Below are 20889 nucleotides of genomic sequence, written 5' to 3' on the forward strand. Positions count from 1 at the left end.
GGTTGAAGCTGCGCTTATAGCAGCCGCCGACGTCAGGCCTGCGGGCCTGCGGTCGGCGGACGACGGCGCAGCGTCAGCACCACCGGGCCGGGCGGGCCGTCCAGCGGCAGGCGCAGCCGCGCCTGCAAGTCCTCGACCGACGGGGTCTCGGCCTGGATGACGCCCATCCAGCCGTCGCGCCCGCTGCCCTTGACGGCATAGAGCGCCGCATCGGCCACGTTGAGCACCTGCTGCCAGTCCAGCGCCCGGGGCCACACGGGCGCCAGCGGCAGGCAGGCATAGCCGATCGAGCAGGTCTTGCTCAGGACGCTGCCGTCGTCGAGCACGAAGGGCCGGTCGGCCACGGCCGCGCGCGTGCGCTCGGCCAGCAGTTCGGCACCGGCCCGCGAGGTGCCGACGGCGACGACCAGGAACTCCTCGCCGCCCCAGCGCACCAGGTGATCGCCCGCGCGGAAGACCTGCTGCAGGCGTGCGCGCATCTGGCGCAGCACGGCATCGCCGGCGGCATGGCCGTGCTGGTCGTTGACTTCCTTGAAGTGGTCGATGTCGACCAGGAAAAAGACCAGGTCGGCGTCCTCGCCCAGCGGCGTGCCATGCAAGCGATGGTTGTCATGGCGGCGGATCGCCTGCGCCACCAGCGCGTCGATCTGTTCGGTCAGGTAGCGGCGGTTGTGCAGGCCGGTCAGCGGGTCGACCAGGCTGGCGGCCTCCAGCGCGGCAGAGCGTTGCTGCAACTCATGCGACATGGTTTCCAGCGCGGCGGTGCGCTGGCGCACCAGCGCCTCAAGTTCATCATGACGCAGGCGCAGCGCGCGGGTGCGCAACTGCCAGGCCAGGCTGGCAGCGGCCAGCACCAGCAGCACGGCCACCACCCCGAAGGCCCAGGTCTGCCACCAGGACGGCTCGACCCGCAGGCGGATCGCCAACTCCTGGGCGCTCCAGACCCCGCTGCGGTTGGTGGCCTGCACCCGCAGCAGGTAGTCGCCCGGCCAGAGGTTGCCGTAGCTGGCCACGCGCAGGTCGGCGCGGGTGTCGAGCCAGTCGTCGTCATGACCCTCCAGGCGATAGCGGTAGCGCAGCCGCCGTGATTCGCTGAGGTCGAGCGCGGCGAACTCGACAGCCAGATCGCGTTCGCCGGACGCCAGCTTCAACACCGCCGGCAAGGGCCCCGTCACCTGTGGCTGACCATGGATGCGCAGGCTGGTGACCACCAGCGGCGGCTGGTCGGTCGATCGGTCCCAGGCCTCGGCACGCACCGCCAGCAGGCCCTTGGTGCCGCCGAACAGCAGCCGGCCATCGGGCAGGACGCCCTTGACGCGGAAGCGGCCGTTGCCGATGCGCACGCCATCGACAGCGGTCAGCGTGTCGATGCGATCGGCTTGCGGATCGTGCACATGCAGATGGGTCCAGATGCGCCCGCGCCGGTCCTGCAACAGGTTGCTGCCAAAGGGCTTGCCCACGATGCCCAGGCGCTGGCTGACCCGGTCGAAGCGGGCCCGGCCATCGGGTCCGTCGGGCCCTTCTGTCATCCGGTGCAGGCCGGCCACGGCGGTGTCGACCCACAGCACGCCCTGCGCATCGAACAGCAGGTCGATGACGACGGGGCTGCCCAGCCCATGGCCCTCGGCGGCAAGGACCGGAAGCAGCCTCGCGCCGCCGGGCTGCACCTGATGCAGCCCCTGCAGGCCACCGACCCAGAGCGAGCGGTCCGGTGCTTCTGCCAGCACATAGACGTCGCCGCCGAGCGGCACACCATCGCTGCGCAAGACGGCGGCCAGCGCGGTGGCGTCCGCATCGAGGCGATGCAGACCGCCCTGCGCCCCGACCCAGAGGGTGCCACCGGGGCCGACACGCAGCGCATGAACAAGGCCTGCGCCGTGCACGACGCTGCGGCGCACCTGCCCAGCCGCATCGAGCAGGATCAGGCGCGTGCCGGTGGCCAGCCAGGTCGACCCGGCCCCCGCTTCGGCCAGCGCCACGACGGTTTCCCGGGCACCGGTCGGCGTCCCCGGGTCGACATTGACCCGCCGGCTCAGCCTCAGGTCGGCGTCCAGCACGCTCACGCCTTCGTCCAGCGTCGAGACCCAGACCTGACCATCGGGGCGCACCAGCAGGCCCCGCACATCGACCTCGCGCGGCCGTTGTCCGAGGGCCGGCGCGATGCCCACCAGGGTGATGTCGCGGTTGGCCGGGTTGTGGCGCTGCAGGCCCAGGCCGATGCCACCGATCCAGACCCAGCCGGCGCGGTCGACGATCAGGCTGGTCACCTCGTCGGCCGCCAGGCCGCCGACCTGTCCGGGCTCGTGGCGCAAGGAAGCGAGCGGCCGTCCATCGGCGGCGTGCAGGTCGATGCCATTGGCACGTCCGACCCAGACCGTGCCGTCGCGGGCCTGCGCCAGGCTGGTGACGGGCGCCCCGTGGGAGCGTCCCAGGCCGTCGACCAGGCGTTGCGTGCGCAGCGGACCACGCCCGCCGTCGACAAGCAGCAGGTCGCCTTCGCGCGTGCCGGCCCAGATCCTGCCTTGCGCATCTTCCAGCAGGGCCTGCACGGTGCGCGCCGGCCCGTCGGCCGCGCCGGGGCCGGGCAGCGGCACGGCCTCGACGCGTTCCGCGCCAGGCAAACGCCGGCTCAGTCCCCGCCAGGTGCCCACCCAGAGCACGCCGTTGCGGCCGAACAGCAGCGCCTCGACGCGGCCATCGGGCAGACCGGCGTCATCCAGCCGCCGCGCCGCGCCGGTCGACAGGTCGATGCGCACAAGCCCCTCGCCGCGGTAGCCGACCCAGATCGCGCCGTCGATGTCCTCGGCCAGGGCCTGGATCTGCGGCAGCGCACGCGCGGGGGCATTGGGGGCATCGGGGGCGGCCACCTGACCCATGGACGGTTCGGCATCGACGGCGATCGGCCACCGCTTCAAGCGGCCGCTGGCGGGGTCATGGACCGCCAGACCCTGCGACTCGGTGCCGACCCACAGCCGGCCATCACGCGCCGGGAGCAAGGCCCGCACCCAGCCGACGCTGCGCCGGGCCGGATCGCTGTCTGGCAGCTCCTGGGCCCGGAACTCGATGCCGTCGTGACGGACCAGGCCGTCACCGGTCGCCACCCAGAGGAATCCATGCCGGTCCTGGGCCAGCGCGGCCACCACATCGCGGGCGATGACATCGGTCCCCACGGATTCGATGAGCGGCGCCGGGCTGGCCGCCAGCGTCGCGCCGGGCCAGCCAGCGGCCAGGGCGCACAGAACCGTCAGCAGTCCTTGCACCAGCCCGAACCGGCACAGCGCGAGCCACAGAACGTGCGAGGACATGAGGGAACCTGTACCGCTTCGGTTGTTTGCCCCGCAGTTTAGGAGTGTCCGCAGACCGCCAACAGCTCGTTCAAGGGCATCGGCCGGCCGAACAGGTAGCCCTGGAAGCGCTCGCAGCCGTGCTGCCGCAGGAAGGCGAGCTGATCGGCGGTCTCGACCCCCTCGGCGATGACCTCGAAACCGAGCTGCCGACCCAGTGCGATCACGGTGCGCACGATGGCCGATTCGCTGGCTCCGTCGGGCAGGCCATGCACAAAGCCACGATCGATCTTGAGCTGGTCCAGCGGCAGGCGCTGCAGGTAGGCGAGCGACGAATAGCCGGTGCCGAAGTCGTCCAGCGAGAAGGTCACGCCGAGTGCCTTGAGCGTGGCCATCTTCTGCGCGATGACGCCCAGATCACGCGCGAGCATGCTTTCGGTCAGTTCGAGCTTGAGCCGCGTCGGGTTGGCCCCTGACTGGCGCAAGGCATCCACCACCTGGTTGACAAAGTCGGGGTGGTGGAACTGCCGGGCACTCACATTGACCGCCATGGTCAGCGCCGCCGTCGCGTCGTCCCGGGACCAGCTCGCGAGGATGTCGCAGGCCTTGCGCAACACCCAGGGACCGAGCCTGAGGATGTAGCCGCTGCTCTCGGCCACGGCGATGAACTGGGCGGGCGAGACCGATCCGCGGGTCGGGTGGTTCCAGCGCAGCAGCGCCTCGACACCCACCATCACGCCACGCGCATCGACCTGCGCCTGCAGATGCAGGCTCAGTTCCTCGCGGGTGATGCTCTGACGCAGGTCGGCTTCCAGCTCGGCCTGGCTCACCAGATGAGCCTGCAGTTGCTGGTCGAAGAAGCGGAAGTCGTTGCGGCCATCGGCCTTGGCCTGGTACATGGCCGAATCGGCCCGGCTCAGCAGGTCATCGGCGTTCAACGGCGCGTCGCCAAACAGCGCCACACCCATGCTGGCCGAACAAGCGTGCTCGCGGCCGTCGATCACGCACGGTGCCTGCAGGGCCTGCAGCAGGTGGCGACAGGTGTCGCGCACATCGGCCGAAGCGGCTGCCACATCGGCCGACAGACCGGTCAGCACGGCGATGAACTCGTCGCCACCGAGGCGGGCCACAAAGGTGCCTTCGGGAACGTGTTCGACGATGCGGCGTGCGAACTCGATGAGCAGGCGGTCCCCGCTGCGGTGACCCCAGTTGTCGTTGATGGCCTTGAAGTTGTCGAGGTCGATCAGGATGACCGCACCGAGCCGGCGATGTTCGAGGGCGCGGTCCAGGATGCCAACGATCTCGGTGACGTAGTGGGTCCGGTTGGGGACCTGCGTGAGGCTGTCGAAATAAGCCAGTTGCTGGACCTTGCCCTGGGCCTCGCGCAGCGACGCCTCGCTGGCCTGCAGCGCCCGGAAGGCCCGTTCGCGCTCGGTGATGTCGCGGATGATGACCAGGAAGGCCTTGCGACCCGCGGCATCGAAGGCCGAGATCGACGCCTCGATCGGGAAGACCTCGCCATTGGCGCGCAGAGCCGTCAGGCCCGACAGGGTGCCCATGGCACGCGGTGCACCGCTGAGTTCCCCGAAGCGGGCGACGAACCCGGCATGACCCGGCCGCGTCGACAGGGGCAGCAGCACGTCCAGCGTTTCGCCCAGCATGTCCTCGGTCGTCCGGCCGAACATGGCCTCCGCCGCCGAGTTGAAAACGATGATGCGCTGGGACTGGTCGATGCTGATGATCGCGTCCTTGGCGGTGTCGATGAGCCCGGTCAGGCGCTGCTCGCTCTCGCGCAAGGCGGTGTTGCTGGCCTCGGCGCGATCGAGCGCATCCTGGAGCTGGGCCTGTACCGCCATCAGCTCGGCGTTCTTCTGCCGCGTGGTGCGCAACTGGCGCAAGGCCAGCAGTCCGAGTGCCCCGACCAGCGCGGCCAGGGCCAACGAACTCGCGCCGGACAGCACCGCCTGCTCGCGCAGCTGCTGCACCCGCGCCAGCGCCTCTTCGTTCTGCAGGGTGTTGATGTTGAGGACGACCTCCTGCAGCGGCGCGGCCATGTCCTCCAGCGCCCGGCGCAGGTCGCGCAAGCGGGCCTCGTCATAGAGCGGCGGGCGATCCCGGTCATGGAAGTAGGTGTCGCCCGCCTGTGCAAACGCTTCCATGCGCTCGAACAGCGGACGGTTGCGCGGCGCGCGGAACTCCTCGCGCGGTCCGGACCCCGCACGCATGATCTCCAGCCGGCTGATGATCACCTCGTAGCGCAGCAGGACCTCGTCCATGACGGCAGGATCGCCGCGCGTGAGCAGCGCCTCGTTGAGCTTGGCGATCATCTTGTAGCGCTCGGCCTGCAGCTGGAACAAGTCCCACTCGACGCCGGCACGACTGAGGCTGACGGTGGCCTCGAAGCGCTTCCATTGGTTGTACTGCAGGCCGCCGATGCCCAGCACCAGCACGACCACCAGCGCCGACAGCGCCGGCTGCCAGAAGCGCCGCGCCGTCGCAGCACGTCCGACACGCCGCAGTCGGGCAAAAAGACCCTGGGTCATCGGACCTCGATCTCTTTGACCTGCCAGATCGAACGCGAGTGGTAGAGGTCGTTGCGAACCTCCGGCACGTCGTCGTAGGGAAAGATCAGGAACAGCGGCCCCTTGTCGCGCACGGACAGTTCGACGCCATCGGCACGACGGGCCAGGATGGGCCGGTACGGCAGCACCTCGCCCAGTGGCATGCGGACCTGGTAGTCGTTGAGGGCCGTCATCTGGGCGATCTGGCCGGCCGCTCCGGCCTGGGCCAGCACATCGGCCAGCAAGGGCCCGGTGAAGACGATCAGCCCCTTGTGCCAAGGCGTGCGGGTGCGCACGGTCTGCACCGGCAGCGCATCGAGCATGTCGGCATCAAACAGGTGGCGGGCAGGCGCATCCGGCACGTTCGGATGCTTCAGGACGCCCCGGACGGTGAGCATCACCCGCCCCTTGGGCGGCCCGGCCTGAGCCGAGGCGAGGTCATGCCCAATCAGCCCCGCTGTTGCGCCGGCCAGCAGGCCGATGAAACGGCGCCTCGCCCCGGATGGGCCGCGCGTCTTGTCTGTCGTGTCATCGCTCATCGTGTCGGCACCGATCCCAGCACTGCTTAAGGTAATCCTCAGAGTGTCCCGGACCTGTCTCGGGCCGGCCACGCAGGGTTGCCCGAAGCAGGGGCCGGAGCGTGACGGAATCATCACGAGGACCGATGCAGGTCAAGAGTGGGGCCGATCAGCCCCGCCGATCGGTGTCAGCCCGCTTGACCGAACTGAAAAAGTCGCCGTGGCGTGTCCCACAGCAGCCGGCGCCGATCGGCCGGATCGGGCCACCAGCGCTCGACCAGTCGCAGCAGCGGGCCCATGTCCAGCCGCTCGCCAGCCCGCAGAAAGGGCCAGTCGCTGGCCCACACGCAGGCGTCCAGCCCGTAGGCATCGACGAGGGCGCGAACATGTGGCTCGGCATCGTCGTAAGGCCAGGGGCCGGCCGAGTACTTCTGGTGGCCCGAGAGCTTGACCACCGCCCTGCCACTGCGGGCCAGGTCCAGCACGGCCTGGAAACCCGGCTGCTGCAGGCCGCGCGACGGCACCGGCCGGCCGGCATGGTCGATCAGGATGCGTGCGCCGCTGTCCAGCAGCAGCGGAGCCAGGCCCACCATCTGGTCGTCGGTGACCTGGGCTTGGATGAACAGGCCGAGATCGGCGAGGTGGCGCAGCATCGGCGCGCTGTCGAGGTAGTGGTCCACGCCATGGATCGTGGCGTTGAAGGCCACGCCAACCACGCCGGCTTGCTGCAGCCGCTGCAGTTCCTCGCGGCTGGTGTCGTTGCGGACCACCGCGATGCCCTTGTAGCGCCCGCCACTGGCGGCCAGCGTGTCCAGCAGGCAGCGGTTGTCCAGCCCGTAGCCCGAGTTCGGCCCGACCACCAGCGCATGACGGATGCCGTAGCTGTCCATCACCAGCCGGTGCTGGGCCAGCGTGCCGATCTCCTGCCCCGCCGGGCGGTAGGCGACATCCGCCGCATAGGGGTGCCGGACGGGGTCCAGCACATGGTTGTGGCAGTCGATCTTGGGCTCGTCGAAGATGTTCATGTCCGCCTTCAAGGGGATGTCATGGCGGGCCCATGACCCAGGGCCCGCCCGTCATCAACGGCGGCCCAGCGCGGGCAGCACTTCCTTGACGATCTGGCCGCCGTTGCGGGCCTCGACCAGGAAGCTCTCGCGGTCCAGGTCGCCGTTGGCGTCGATGCTCACGTCCATGATGACACCCGGCTCCTTGGCCGCGGAGATGGTCAGACCATGCAGCGCGGCAGCCACTGCCTTGCGGTCGAACTTGCCGACCTTCTCGATCGCGGCCTTGAGGATGTAGATGCCGGTGTAGCCCTTGATGCCGTTGTGGTCGGTGACGTACTTGTATTCCTTCTGGAACTTGGCGTTGAAGGCCTTCATCGCCGGCGACGGCGCATCGACCGTCAGGCCCACGTGGGCGACCGCACCGTTCGCGGCCTCGCCCGCTAGCTCGATCACCTTCTGCCCGACCAGCGTGGTCTCGCCCACGATGGGCTTGGTGACACCTTGCTTGCGCAGCTCGCGCAGGGCACGGGCGGATTCCTCTTCGTTGGTGTAGACGAAGACCACGTCGGCATTGGCCTGCTTGGCCTTGAGGACCGGTGCGGAGAAGTCGATCTGCGCCTGTTCGGTGGACAGGTCGGCGATGACCTTGACGCCCAGCGGTTCCAGCGCGGCCATCAGCGATTCGCGGCCACCCTTGCCGTAGTCGTTGTTGACGTAGATGAGCGCGACGGTCTTGGCCTTCAGGTTCTGCGCGATGTAGCGTGCCACCTTGGGCATCGCGGTGTCCTGGGTGAAGCTGGTGCGGAAGATGTAGGGGTTGCCCTGCTTGGTGATCGCCGCCGCCTCGCCGCCGGTGAAGTTGGGCACCTCGGCCCGCCGGGTCTCGGCCATGCTGACCATGATGGAGCCGGAGAACACCGGCCCGAAGACCGCGAACACCTCGTCGTCAACGGCCTTCTGCGCCAGGCCCTTGGCCACGCCGGGGTTGCTCTGCGTGTCGGAGGTCGACGTCTCGATCTTGCGACCCAGGATGCCGCCGGCCGCGTTGATCTCGCGCACCGCCAGCTCGATACCGTTCTTGAAGTTGGTGCCCGAGGTCGCGCCCGCGCCGGACAGCTCGACCAGCGTGGCGATCTTGACGACATCGGCGGCCAGGGCCGGCAGGGCGAACAGGCTGGCGGCCGCGACGGCGACGGCGGCTTGAAGGCCGGCGCGGCGTTGGGTGGATGGGTGCATGGTCTTGTCTCCTGTGGGTGGCCGTAGGGCCGGATGGCCGTGTGGCCGTTTTGGGTCGATGGGAACGGGGTTCTTGCCGGCAGGGCTCAGCGCGGTCGCAGCAGCGCGCGCACCTCGGTGAGGTCCTGCTGCAGCGTCTGCGCCAGGGCTTCATGGCCGAAGAAGCGCAGGTATTCGGGCACCTGCTGGACCAGCATCTCGAAGCCGGCGTGGCCGGCGATGCCGCGCTCGGCGCAGGCCCGCAACAGGGGCGTGGGCTCGCGGCTCATGATGATGTCGACGACCACCGCACCGACATCGATGCGGGCCGGGTCGACCGGCATCGGGTCATCCGCCTTCAGGCCCTGCGAGGTGCAGTTGACGACCAGGCCGAAGCCGCCGGGGTCGTTGTGATCGGCCACACGGATGACGCTGGCCGATCCCGTCACGGCGGCCTCGGCCTGCAGTTGCGCCACCAGCGCCTCGGCACGCGCCCGGCTGCGGTTGTGCACCGCCAGCTCGCCGATGCCACGCGACAGCAGCGCGGCGGCGACCGCCTGGCCACCCCCACCGGCACCCAGCATCAGCGCACGCTGGCCGGCGATGGGAATGCCGGCCTGGTCCAGCCCCTTGACGAAGCCGATGCCGTCGAACAGGGCACCGTCGGTGCTGCCGTCGGCACAGCGCCGCACCGCATTGACCGCACCGGCCACCCGCGCCAGCGGGTCGATGCGGTCGACCAGGCCGACCAGCGCCGGCTTGTGCGGAATCGTCGCCCACAGCCCACCCACGTTCTGCGCGCGCAGCGTGTGGCGCACCCAGCCGGCCAGGTCCGCCGCCGCCACCCGCATCGGCACCAGCACGGCGTCGATGCCGTGGCGGGCGAACAGCGCGTTGTAGACCTCCGGCGCGCGGACCTGCGAGACCGGGTCGCCGATGATGAAGAAGACCTGGGTGTGGCCGGTGATGCGCCGTTCCGTGGTGCTCATGCTGGCTCCTTGTGTTCGGTCGATGGCGGTGCGTCCCAGGACGGCGCTGCCGTATCCTTGCCCGCCACCGAGTAGAGCGCGCCGGGCGCGTTGCGGGTCTTCTGGAATGCCTCCAGTGACTCGCCACGCATCGCGGCGTAGATGTGCAGGTTGGACGTGCCGACCACCGCGCCCAGCTTCTCCAGCATGAAGAAGATGGCACCGTGGTGGATCAGGCCGCGCCAGTCGCGCCGCGCGATCAGCTCACGTTCGGTCTGGCTCAGGTCAGACGCAGCCAGGCAAGCGGCCTCGTCGGCGAGGAAGCGCGCACGCGTCGCCGGCACGATCAGCCCGTGCAGGAAGCGGTTCAGGCGATAGGCCCGCACGCTGCGTTCGAGGTCAAAGGGATAGGTGCCGCTCAGGCCTTCGACGCCGGCCAGTTGTTCGGCCATGCGGGCCCGGTGACGGACCACCTCGCCGGCCACCGGCGGCTCGGCCTGGTTCTCGTAGATGGCGGTGGCGATGCCGGTCATCGACGGCAGGTAGTAGGTCTGGTGGATCTGCCGGACCTGGGCCGACAGCGCGCCGCGCATGGTCAGCCACATGATGACCTCGGCACCTTCCAAGCCACCCAGCTCGGCGAACTCGGCCTGCGTCATCTCGGCCAGCCGCTCCGGGTCGCGCTCGAAGGTCGCCAGGAAACGGGCGTCCCAGCCGGGGTTGTTGAAGCCGGCGCGCTCGCCGTGGACCTGGTGCGACAGGCCGCCCGTGGCCACCACCGCGACGCTCAGGTCCTCGGGGTAGCTCTCGATCGCGCGGCGCAAGGCCTGGCCGAGCCGGTAGCAGCGCCGCGCGCTCGGGATCGGGAACTGCAATACGCCCATCTGCAAGGGCACCAGCCGGACCGGCCATGCGGGCTGTGCACCCGCCGGCCCGTCTGGCATGCCGGCAGCGGCTTGTGGCGGGCACATGATGGACAAGGGCGAGAAGCAGCCATGGTCGAGCGGCTTGTCCTGGAAGAAGGACATGTCGAACTCGTCGGTCATCAGCGACTGGCCGATGTGACGGGCCAGCGCGGCATGGCCCTCGATGGGCGGCAGGTCGCGGGCGCCACCGCCCTCGTCAGCCACCTCCCAGCGCTCGCCCACGCCCAGCACGAAGGCCGAGTAGTGGTCGAAGAAGAAGGAGGTGACGTGGTCGTTGTAGACCATCAGCAGCACGTCCGGTCGACGCTCCTCGATCCATTGCCGGACGGGGCCGAAGGCCTCGAAGATCGGTGCCCAGACGGGGTCGTGGCGCTTGTTGCGGTCGACCGCAAAGCCGATGGTGGGCGTGTGCGAGGCGGCGATGCCGCCGATGATGCGGGCCATGGGGCGTGCTCCTGGAAGTTGGATCGTTCAGCCACCGAAGCTGCGCACCAGCACCAGCGGGATCGCCGGGAAGGCCAGCAGCAGCACGATGCGCACGAGGTCGGAGGCAAGGAAGGGCATCACGCCCTTGAAGGTGTCGGTCAACGGCACATCGCGGGCCAGCCGGTTGATGATGAAGACGTTCATGCCCACCGGCGGATGGACCAGGCCGATCTCGACCACCATCAGCGCGAGGATGCCGAACCAGATGCTCTTGTCGGTCGGCGACAGGCCATGGAATTCCAGGCCCATGACCACCGGGTAGAAGATCGGGATGGTCAGCAAGATCATGGCCAGGCTGTCCATCACGCAGCCGAGCAGGATGTAGATCACCAGGATCGCGACCATCACCACCATCGGGCTCAGGCCACTGCCTTGCACCCATGCGGCCAGCTCGACCGGCATCTGCGACAGGGCCAGCGCGCTGTTGAGCATGTCCGCACCGAGCAGCACCAGGAAGATCATCGCGGTGGCCTGGGCCGTTCCCAGCGTGCTGGCCAGCAGACCGCGCAGCCGCATGCCACCGCCGGCGACCGCCAGCAGGCCGCAAGCCGCTGCACCAATCGCAGCGGCCTCCGTCGGGTTGGCCCAGCCGCCGTAGATGCCGACGATGACGACCACGAACACGCCGATCACCGGCGCCACCTGGGCCAGCGCGCGCAGCCGCTCGGGCCAGGCCACCCGCGGGCCGGCCGGTCCGGCGGACGGGTTCAGCGTGACCACCAAGCGCACCACGAGCATGTAGCCGACCATCGCGATCAGGCCCGGCAGCACAGCGGCCATGAACAGCTTGCCGATCGATTCCTGCGTCAGGATCGCGTAGATCACCAGCGGCACCGACGGCGGAATCATGATGCCCAGCGTGCCACCGGCAGCCAGCGCGCCGGTCGCGAGGCTGCCCGAATAGCCGAAGCGCCGCAGCTCGGGCAAGGCCACCTGCCCCATCGTCGCGGCGGTCGCCAGCGAGGAGCCGCAGATCGCGCCGAAGCCGGCACAGGCGCCGATGGAGGCCATCGCCACGCCGCCCTTGAGGTGGCCCATGAAGGCCGCGACAAAGCGGAACAGCGCCGCACTGAGCCCGCCATGGGTGGCGAACTGGCCCATCAGCAGGAACATCGGGATGACGATCAGGTCGTAGTTCGACAGCCGCGCATAGGCCACGTTCTTCCAGGCGCTCAGCAGCGGTGCGGACGAGCCACCCGACAGCGCGAAGTAGCCCGCCGAGCCCATCACGAACATGGCCACGCCGATGGGCACGCGCAGCGCGAGCAGGCCCATCAGGCAGGCAAAGATCAGCAGGCCGATCTGGATGCCGGTCATGCGCGCACCTCGTCGTGGTTCGTGGCGACGCCCGTCACGGGCGTGCGCAGGTGCGCGCCGACCATGTAGAGGCCGGCCAGCGCCATCAGCACAAAGCCCGGGACCATGGCCATCTGCGCGATCCACAAGGGCCAGGCCAGCACGACGCTGGTCTCGCCGGACTCTTGCGAGGCCAGCGCGGCAGCGGTGGTCCGCCACGCCAGCAGCAGGCCGATGACGCCAAACAGCGCCGAGCCCGCCGCGTCCAGCCGGTGGCAGATGCGCGCCGACAGGCGGGCGGTGAAGAAGTCGACCTTGACGTCGCCACCGACCAGGTGGCAATAGGCGAAGAAGGTCGCGCAGGCCACGGCGGCGCACATCTGCAGGACCTCGATGTCGCCGGGGATGGGGGCGGAGGCCAGCTTGCGGCCGACGATGCTGACGATGCTCATCAGCACCAGCGCGACAAACACGAGGCCGCCAACGACGGCTGCGGCCTGGCAGGTGCGCAGCAACAGGCGCCCGGCAGGGCCGAAGCCGGGCGGGACGCCGGCAGGGCCGGCGCCCGGAAGGGGTTCATTCATGGCAGAGGGACGTCGGGGGAAGAACCCGCGCCAGGACGGCGCGGGCGGGGAAGGACACATCAGCCGATGCGGTGACGCGGCAGGTGCTTCGTCACCGCGTCCAGGCCAGGATCACTTGCCGGCGAGGTGACCGGCGATCAGGCTGCGGGCGCTGTCGAGCAGCTTGCGGCCATCGTGGCCCTTGGCCGTCACCTCGGACACCCAGCCGTCGACGATGGGCTGGCCGGCCTTCTTCCAGTTGGCCAGTTCCTCACGGCCGATCACGTTGGTCGTGTTCTTGGCGGTCAGCTTCTTGCCCTCGCCGTCGGCGCTCAGGAAGACCTTGCCGATCTGGCCGGACAGGGCCTGGCCGCTGTTGGCATCGATCACCTTCTTCAGGTCCGGCGGCAAGGCGGCATAGCGCGCCTTGTTCATCACGAACATGAAGGCCGAGGTGTAGAAGGCCGGCTCGGCCGGGTCGGTCTCGGAGTGGAACTTGACGATCTCCTGGATCTTGACCGAAGGCACCACCTCGTAGGGCACCACCGCGCCGTCGATCACGCCCTTGCTGAGGGCCTCGCTGACGGCGGGCACCGGCATCGCCACCGGCGTGGCGCCCAGCGCGGCCAGGTAGCGATTGGTCTGGCGGGTCGGGGCGCGCACCTTCAGGCCCTTGAGGTCGGCCAGCGTGCGGATCGGCTTCTCGCGCATGTGGAAGACGCCGTCGCCATGCACGTGGAAGACGATCGGATGCACGTCCTTGAACTCGGCCTGGTCGAACTGCTGGATGTAGTCCCAGAGCGCCTTGCTGGTCGCTTCGGGGTTCTGCATCATGAACGGCAGCTCGAACACCTCCGTCAGCGGGAAGCGGCCGGCGGTGTAGCCCGGCAGGGTCCAGACCACGTCGGCGACGCCGTCCTTGGCCTGGTCGAACAGTTGCGGCGGCGTGCCGCCGAGTTGCATCGACGGGTAGATCTGGCACTTCATCCGGTTGGCCGATTCGCGGGCGATCTTGTCGCACCAGGGCTGGATGAACTGTGTGTTGGCGTAGGAGCCGGCCGGCAGGAAGTGGTGCACCTTCAGCGTGACCTCCTGGGCCTGGGCAGGGGCCAGGGCGGCAACGCCGAGGGTCAGCGCCGCGACGGCGCGATGCAAGAACGTGATCTGGAACAAGTCGGTCTCCTTGGATCGGTGAGCGTCTCGCGGTGCCTTGATCCACCGCAAGCCATGGCGGCGAAGTCTAGGAATGGCGGGCGGCACGGAGAAGATCCGCTGTTCGCAGCGGTGATAGCCCCTGGTTATCATGGTTTTCATGAAGCTGAACACCCTGCAGGCCCTGGTCGCCGCCGTCGACGAGGGCAGCCTGAGGGCCGCGGCGCGGCGGGTCGGCGTGTCTCAGCCGGCGCTCACCAAGATGGTCCGCGAGCTCGAACTTGAACTGGGTGCGACGCTGCTGCAGCGTTCCACCAAGGGTGTCTTGCCCACCCCGCAGGGCAAGGTGCTGGTCGAACATGCCCGCAAGGCCGTGCGCGAACTCGATGACGCGGTCACGCAGATCGACCAGCTCGGTGGCCGCATGGTCGGTGAACTCAGCATCGGCGCGGTGCCGCTGGCGGTGCTGCTGCTGATCCCGGAGACCTTGCGCACCTACGGCCGCGAGTTCCCCGACATCCAGCTGCGGGTGCGCGAGGAGCTCTACATCGCCCAGCTCGGCAACCTGCGTCAGGGCGAGGTCGACGTCGCGCTGGGTCCGATCCCCGATCCCTTGCCGGCTGGCGAATTCCACGTCGAGCCGCTGATGCCCATCGAGATGGCGGTTGTGGTCGGCCGCGGCAGCCCGCTGGCCCGGGCCCGATCGCTGCGCGAGCTGGCCGATGCCCGCTGGGTCTACACCAGCCTGTCGGGCCACACCGGCTACGCCCACATGCTGTTCACCCGCCACGGCATGACACCGCCCGAGCCGGCGGCGATGGTCAATTCCACCCTCGCGCTGCTGGCCCTGATCGGCAGCAGCGAATGCGTCGGCCTGATGCCGCTGCCGATCGCGCTCCATCCGGCCGCTGCGCCCTACATGACGGTGGTGCCGATCAGCGAGGGCCACCTGCAGCTCACGCTCGGTGCCATCGTGCGCCATGACGCGCTGCTCAAGCCGGCGGTGCGGCAGTTCCTGGCCCACCTGCACCGCGCGGTCGGCCACGCCGCCACGGTGGACCCGGGCCGGGCTTGACCCCTGGCCGGCAGATCGACAGACAGGCAGCATGTCGACGATGCAGATCACCACCCCATCGGGCCTGACCCAGGCCCTGACCCAGGCCCAGACCGCCATCGAGGTGGTTGCCACCCTCGCCTTTGCCTTGTCGGGCGTCATCGAAGGGGCCCGCAAGCGGCTGGACGCGGTGGGCATCTGCGTCGTCGCCGGCTTGTCGGCCTTTGGCGGCGGCACGCTGCGCGACATCTTGCTGGACCGCCGGCCGCTGTTCTGGGTCCAGCACGCCAACTGGGTCTGGGCCCTGCTGGCGCTGTGTGCCGCCGCGATGCTGTTCATGCGCACGCGCCACCTTGAACCCACCGAACGCGCCATGCAGTGGCCCGACGCGCTGGGCCTGGGTCTGTTCACCGCCGGTGGCACGCAGATCGCGCTGGACGCGGCCATGCCCGGCGTGATCGCGGTCATGCTGGGCGTGGTCACGGCCGTCTTCGGCGGCGTGCTGCGCGACATCGTCTGCAACGAGATCCCGCGCGCCTTCAGCGACCACCGGCCCTACGCCGTCTGCGCCTTTGCCGGCGGCTGGGTGCTGGTGGGCCTGCAGCGCCTCGATGCCGCGCCCTGGCTGGCGTTGCTGGCCGCTGCCCTGGCCACCACCACGTTGAGGGCGCTGGCGGTGGTCCTCGACTGGCGCCTGCCGGCCTGGCAGGTGGCGGCGCCGGCGGCGGGTCGGCAAGCGGCGAAGTCCGGGCGTGACCGGGAGCGCCGTTCGCGCTGAGCCGCTGGCGGCCGGTCGCTCGTCGACCCTATTCCCAAGCGAAGCCCGCCCGGGCATGATCAGTTTTGCGCGTCCGGGCCGCACAGAACGGCCATCGGCGATCGCATCCGGTGTCAGCACACCCGACGACACGTCGTCGCTCCTTGCGGGCGACAAGGGGGGGGATGGTCATGGGGCAAGCGCCCGAGAACACCGGCCGTCACGGCGTGAAGCCTGGCGATTTCCCCTTCCCGATGGCCGACGGGCCGCACGAGTCGCGCTACCTGACCTGGGTGCGCAACAACGCGAACTACATGGCCGCGCGCGGCCTGATGGACTACTTCCGTGCGGTGGCCGTGCTGCTGCGCGGCATGATCATCAACGCCCTGGTGGTGCTGCCCATCTTGCTGCTGACCGCGATCGTGGTCGCCTGGCTGCACCTGCAGCCCGAGGCACCGGGTTTCCACATCACACCCTGGCTGCTGATCCTGTCGGCGGTCGCCGTGGTGCTGTTTCCCTTCCTGTCCTACCTGTTGCGGATCTGGGGCTTCCGGCGCAGCTTGCTGACCGGCTCGGACAGCAGCGTCAAGCAGCGCAGCCGTTGGGAACGCTGGTACGGCGCCGCGCTGGTGCTGATCGTGGTCGTGGCCGCCTTCGAGGCCCTGCCCGCCTGGCTCGGCCACTTCCACGATGCCATCAACGCCAGCGGTGTCAGCTGGCAGGTGGTGACCTCGCTGCTCGGTGCGCTGCTGATGTTCTCCAGCCTGTCGGACAAGCTGCTGTCGCTGCTGGGTGGCTTGACGCAGCGCATCGCGCTGCTGCTGGTCGGTGCGCTCGGGCTGCTGATCCCGACGCTGATCGTCATGCTGGTGGCCGACTTCCTCGTCTACACGCGGGTCGACTGGTCCTGGCGCGGCTCCCCGTCGACCATGGCCTCGCTGCTCAGCGACACCGCACTGCCGGTGCTGATGGCCTGGCTGCTGCCCGCCGGCATCACCCTGCTGCTGATCGCGGGCACGCTGGCCCGGGCCTTTTCCTGGAAGGACTTCCTCAAGCTGGTCGGGGCGCTGTTCGTCTCGGTCCTGATCATGGCCGTGGCCCATGAGGAGATGGAGCATCGCTTCTCCGAACTCAACGCCAGCGTCGACGAGTCCCTCAACGAACTGGCCAAGGCGATGGCGACCCTGCCCATCATCGCGGCCGGCATCGGCAACGACCCCGAGGCACAGCCCGAACCGGCGGACAACGGCACCGGTGGCATGGCCTGGGACCGCGCCAGCTGGGGTTGGCGCTGGGACGAGCTGGCAGGTGCGATGGCGCTGCTCGACCCCGACTTCCAGAAAAGCGCAGACACCCTGGCGCCCGCCGCCAACCTGCCCGACGCCCTGGCGACGCTGGGCAAGCTGGGCCAGCAGTCGTCCTTCTACCTGGCCCATGAGCTGGCAGCCGACCTGGCGACCCAACTGGCCGCCTTGCCGGTCACGCCCGATCAGGCCAGCGCCATCACCCACGAGATCGACCTGCTGAACTGCCGGATCGCCGTGCTGGCGCCGCTCAGTGCCTGGCAGGACATCGAACAGCGCCATGACCGCGCGGCCCTGTTGAGCTACCTGCTGCTGGCCAAGGACTTTCCGCTGCTGATTGGCGAACCACCCGAGTCCCCGTCATCGGCCTGCGGCCAGACCTGGTCGCAGGTCAAGCCGCTGGTCAAGACCGAAGCCGATGCGGGGGCGAGCGGCGGCGAAAACACGGTGAGCAACGAGAGCAACAGCAACAGCGGCAGCAGCAACAACACCGACAGCAACAACAGCAATCACAGCGACACCGCCATCGAACCCGGCACCGGCGAAGCCGGGCTGGCGCTCTACCCCGAGCTGCACCGCGTGCTCGGCGGCAACGACCCGGCCACGCGGGAGCTGCTGGACGGCCTGCTGGCGATAGAAATTCGCCTCGGCTACTGGTACGACCTGCTCAGCGAGATCCGCTGGGACGCGGCGTCCTCGACCATCGACGACCTCTCGCTCTACCCACAGATCCAAGCCGAGGCAAACACCTTCCGCCGCACCGCCTTCCAGCCCAAGGCCCTGATCGTCATGTCGGTCGCCCTGCTGTTGTGGCTGGCCTGCTGGCTGACGGTCGACGTCAACCTGACCTCCATCCACGGTCTCTACCGCGACCGGCTGGCCTCGGCCTTCCTGATCGGCGCGGACACCACCGGCGACGTCGACATCGAGGAAGACCTCGATCTGGGCGACCTGGCGCGCCACGAGGCCGGCTCGACAGCGCCCTATCACCTGATCAATGTGGCGCTCAACCTGCAGGGCAGCGACAGCGTGCGGGTGCGCGACCGGCGCAGCGACTTCTTCATCTTCAGCAAGCGCTTCATCGGCGGACGTGCCACCGGCTACTGCCGCAGCGAGCTGATGGAGCGGGTGTTCCCGCAGATGAGCCTGTCGACCGCCATGGCGATCTCGGCCGCCGCAGCCTCGCCCAACATGGGCCGCGCCACCAACCCGGCGCTGGTGGCCTTCATGACGCTGATGAATGTGCGCCTGGGCATCTGGGCGCCCAACCCCGGTCGCTTGCAGGACCTCTGCGGACCGCGCCGGCCAGCGGTGGACCGCGACGGCGAGCCGGCCGGCTTCGGCTTCCCCGAGGTCTTCGCCGAGGAACTGCGCGAGGTCCGCCACCGCTGGCAGCAATTGCCCGGTGGCAGCCTGCGCACGCTGATCGCCGACATGCCCAAGCCGACCGTGCGGCACGACCTCATCGGCATCGGCTATTCGGGCGGCGGCATCCGCTCGGCCACGCTCAACCTGGGCATCACCCAGGCCCTGCACAGCCAAGGTCTGTTCGACCACATCGACTACATGTCGACCGTGTCGGGCGGTGGCTACCTGGGTTCGAGCATCAGCGCGCTGATGCGCCGCCGCACGCGCACCGAGAGCGAGATCGCCGGCCGTGTCAGCCTGCACCGCGAGCCAGACGGCGGCGTGCGCATCGACGTCGAGTCCGAACCAGCGCGGGGCTGGCAAGCCCTGCGCGCCGGCTGGCGACGACTGCGCGGCAGCGCCGCGCCCGCCCAGCCCGCCGTGCAGCGCCGCAGCTACCGCTATGCCCATTTCGCCGAGCCGGCCGTGGCCGAGGGCGAGCGCATCCCCGCCGGTCACCGCCTGCTGCAGATGGGCGCGGGCACGACACGGCTGCGCGGCACCATCGGCGAGCAGTTCAGTTGGCGCATCAGGCCCGGCGCGCTGTTGCGCGAGATGACCAGCCGGCTCGACGAGAAGCACCGCTGGGTCAACCTGTCGGACGGCGGCCACATCGAGAACCTGGCCGGCATCGAGCTGCTGCGCCGGCGCTGCCGCTTCATGCTGATCGGCGACGGCGAGGCCGACCCGAAGCACCTGTTCAACGGCCTGGCCACGCTGATCCGATCGGCCCGCATTGACCTGGGCGTGCACATCGACATCGACGTGGACGCGCTGCGCCTGCACGACAACGGCCTGTGCGCGGCGCACTGGGCCATCGGCCAGATCACCTATCCCGACGAGGCCGAGCCGGGCTACCTGCTCTACCTGAAGTCGTCCTTGACCGGCGATGAGGACGAGGTGATCCGCGAGTACCGCGCCCGCAGCCCGTCCTTCCCTCACGAGTCGACCGCCGACCAGATGTTCAGCGAAGGCCAGTTCGAGGCCTACCGCAGCCTGGGTCAGCACATCGGCCTGCAGGTGTTGAAGGCCCTGGCCAAGGCCGGTGGCGGCTGGGGCGACGGACCGGCGAGCCACGCCCAGATGACCGAGGCGATCGTCGCGCTGCATCGACAGGCGGGGATGCCCGCCGGGCCGCCAAGGGTCTGAGCCCCGCCGGTCGTCGCCTCAGGCCAGAAACCGTTCGGCCAGCGCCACCCAATAGGCCGAGCCGATGGCGATGTTGGCGTCGTCGAAGTCATAGCCCGGGTTGTGGACCATGCAGGCGCCGGGCCGTGGCTCATCGGATGAGCCAGCCCCGGCAGGCACGCCGTTGCCGATCAGCAGGTAGCTGCCGGCCACCTGTTCGAGCATGAAGGCGAAGTCCTCGCTGCCGCTCAGTGCCGGACCGTCGAGCGTGACCTGTTCGGCGCCGACCAGGTCCAGCCCGACCTGGCGTGCGAAATCGGTCTCGGCCTTGGCATTGACCAGCACCGCGTAGCCGGGCCGCCAGTCGATGCGGGCCGTCACGCCGAGGCTCTCGGCCTGGGCGGCGATCAGGGCCTTGATGCGGCGTTCCAGCAGGACCCGCACCTCGCGGTCGAGCGCGCGCACGCTGAGTTCCAGCGTCGCGCGGGCCGGGATGACGTTGTTGGCCTGGCCGGCGTGGATCGCGCCCACCGTCACCACCGCCATCTGCAGCGGATCAACGTTGCGCGAGACCACCGTCTGCAGCGCCATCACGATGCTGGCCGCTGCGACGATCGGGTCGGCGGCCCGGTGCGGCATGGCGCCATGGCCGCCTTGGCCTTCGATCGTCACGCTGGCGTAGTCGCTCGATGCCATCGCCGGCCCGTCGCGGAAGACCAGCCGGCCTTGCGGCACACCGGGCATGTTGTGCATCGCGAAGATCGCGTCACAGGGATGACGCTCGAACAGGCCGTCGGCCATCATGCGCAGCGCACCGCCGCCGCCCTCCTCGGCCGGCTGGAAGATCAGGTTGAGCGTGCCGGTGAAGCGGCCGTGTTCGGCCAGCGTGCGGGCCGCCGCCAGCAGCATCGCCGTGTGGCCGTCGTGACCGCAGGCATGCATCAGGCCGGGCCGGGCGCTGGCCCAGGCCACGCCGCTGGCCTCCTGGATCGGCAGCGCATCCATGTCGGCCCGCAGGCCCAGGCGCTTGGCGCCGGGCGCGCACGCATCGCCCCGCACCAAGGTGCCGACCACGCCGGTGCCGCCGACGCCACGTTCGACCGCATAGCCCCAGGCCTGCAGGCGCTCGGCCACCAGCGCGGCGGTGCGGTGCTCGTCGAAGGCCAGTTCCGGGTGCTGGTGGATGTCGCGGCGCAGCGCGATGAACTCACCCACCCGCGGCGTCATCGCCGCGAGCAGGTAGCGGCCAGAGACCGGCCTGTC

The 20889-nt window shown here is 69.5% G+C and carries 14 protein-coding genes; 3 read left to right on the plus strand and 11 right to left on the minus strand.

What is annotated here, in order from left to right; all coding sequences use genetic code 11:
* Positions 1–32 precede the first annotated feature (32 nt).
* The 10 genes from EV685_RS07215 to EV685_RS07260 all read right to left on the minus strand — a co-directional run bounded on the left by EV685_RS07215 (position 33) and on the right by EV685_RS07260 (position 13997).
* The gene (locus EV685_RS07215; protein WP_130481322.1) at positions 33–3305 is read right to left on the minus strand and encodes a ligand-binding sensor domain-containing diguanylate cyclase; all 3273 of its coding nucleotides are present in this window, start codon (positions 3303–3305) and stop codon (positions 33–35) included.
* Positions 3306–3343: 38 nt separating this feature from the next.
* Positions 3344–5827 carry a putative bifunctional diguanylate cyclase/phosphodiesterase gene (locus EV685_RS07220; protein WP_130481323.1) on the minus strand — a complete coding sequence of 828 codons (2484 nt, stop codon included), beginning with the start codon at positions 5825–5827 and terminating at the stop codon, positions 3344–3346.
* Entirely contained in the window at positions 5824–6243 is a 420-nt protein-coding gene (locus EV685_RS07225) for a putative pterin-binding protein (RefSeq protein WP_130481324.1), read from the minus strand. The genes EV685_RS07220 and EV685_RS07225 overlap by 4 nt, the downstream gene beginning before the upstream one ends.
* Positions 6244–6551: 308 nt before the next feature.
* Positions 6552–7388 (minus strand): amidohydrolase family protein, encoded by an 837-nt coding sequence (locus EV685_RS07230; RefSeq protein WP_130481325.1) that lies wholly within the window; start codon positions 7386–7388, stop codon positions 6552–6554.
* Between the two features lie 54 nt (positions 7389–7442).
* Positions 7443–8606: an ABC transporter substrate-binding protein gene (locus EV685_RS07235; RefSeq protein WP_130481326.1), complete on the minus strand. Its 1164-nt coding sequence runs from the start codon at positions 8604–8606 to the stop codon at positions 7443–7445.
* Positions 8607–8692: 86 nt separating this feature from the next.
* Positions 8693–9574 (minus strand): shikimate dehydrogenase family protein, encoded by an 882-nt coding sequence (locus tag EV685_RS07240; RefSeq protein WP_130481327.1) that lies wholly within the window; start codon positions 9572–9574, stop codon positions 8693–8695.
* A complete protein-coding gene (locus EV685_RS07245; protein ID WP_130481328.1) occupies positions 9571–10923 on the minus strand; it encodes a gallate dioxygenase in 1353 nt (450 codons plus the stop codon). Before EV685_RS07245 ends, EV685_RS07240 begins: the two co-directional genes overlap by 4 nt.
* Positions 10924–10950: 27 nt before the next feature.
* A complete protein-coding gene (locus EV685_RS07250) occupies positions 10951–12282 on the minus strand; it encodes a TRAP transporter large permease (RefSeq protein WP_130481329.1) in 1332 nt (443 codons plus the stop codon).
* On the minus strand, positions 12279–12845 hold the full coding sequence (locus tag EV685_RS07255; protein ID WP_130481330.1) for a TRAP transporter small permease: 567 nt from the start codon (positions 12843–12845) through the stop codon (positions 12279–12281). The genes EV685_RS07250 and EV685_RS07255 overlap by 4 nt, the downstream gene beginning before the upstream one ends.
* A gap of 111 nt (positions 12846–12956) precedes the next feature.
* Complete coding sequence (locus EV685_RS07260) at positions 12957–13997, minus strand: TRAP transporter substrate-binding protein (protein ID WP_338054437.1); 1041 nt, start codon at positions 13995–13997, stop codon at positions 12957–12959.
* A gap of 139 nt (positions 13998–14136) precedes the next feature.
* Between EV685_RS07260 and EV685_RS07265 the strand changes: the two genes are divergently transcribed.
* From EV685_RS07265 to EV685_RS07275, 3 genes are all read left to right on the plus strand, one after another.
* A complete protein-coding gene (locus EV685_RS07265) occupies positions 14137–15051 on the plus strand; it encodes a LysR family transcriptional regulator (protein WP_130481331.1) in 915 nt (304 codons plus the stop codon).
* A 40-nt stretch (positions 15052–15091) separates the two neighbouring features.
* The gene (locus EV685_RS07270; protein ID WP_130481332.1) at positions 15092–15808 is read left to right on the plus strand and encodes a trimeric intracellular cation channel family protein; all 717 of its coding nucleotides are present in this window, start codon (positions 15092–15094) and stop codon (positions 15806–15808) included.
* 164 nt (positions 15809–15972) lie between these two features.
* The gene (locus EV685_RS07275) at positions 15973–19647 is read left to right on the plus strand and encodes a hypothetical protein (RefSeq protein ID WP_130481333.1); all 3675 of its coding nucleotides are present in this window, start codon (positions 15973–15975) and stop codon (positions 19645–19647) included.
* 18 nt (positions 19648–19665) lie between these two features.
* Here EV685_RS07275 and EV685_RS07280 read toward each other — a convergent pair whose 3' ends face one another.
* Positions 19666–20853 (minus strand): M20 aminoacylase family protein, encoded by a 1188-nt coding sequence (locus EV685_RS07280; protein WP_130481707.1) that lies wholly within the window; start codon positions 20851–20853, stop codon positions 19666–19668.
* Between the last annotated feature and the right edge of the window lie 36 nt (positions 20854–20889).

It is taken from the genome of Sphaerotilus mobilis (genome assembly GCF_004216565.1).
GTDB lineage: Bacteria > Pseudomonadota > Gammaproteobacteria > Burkholderiales > Burkholderiaceae_C > Sphaerotilus > Sphaerotilus mobilis.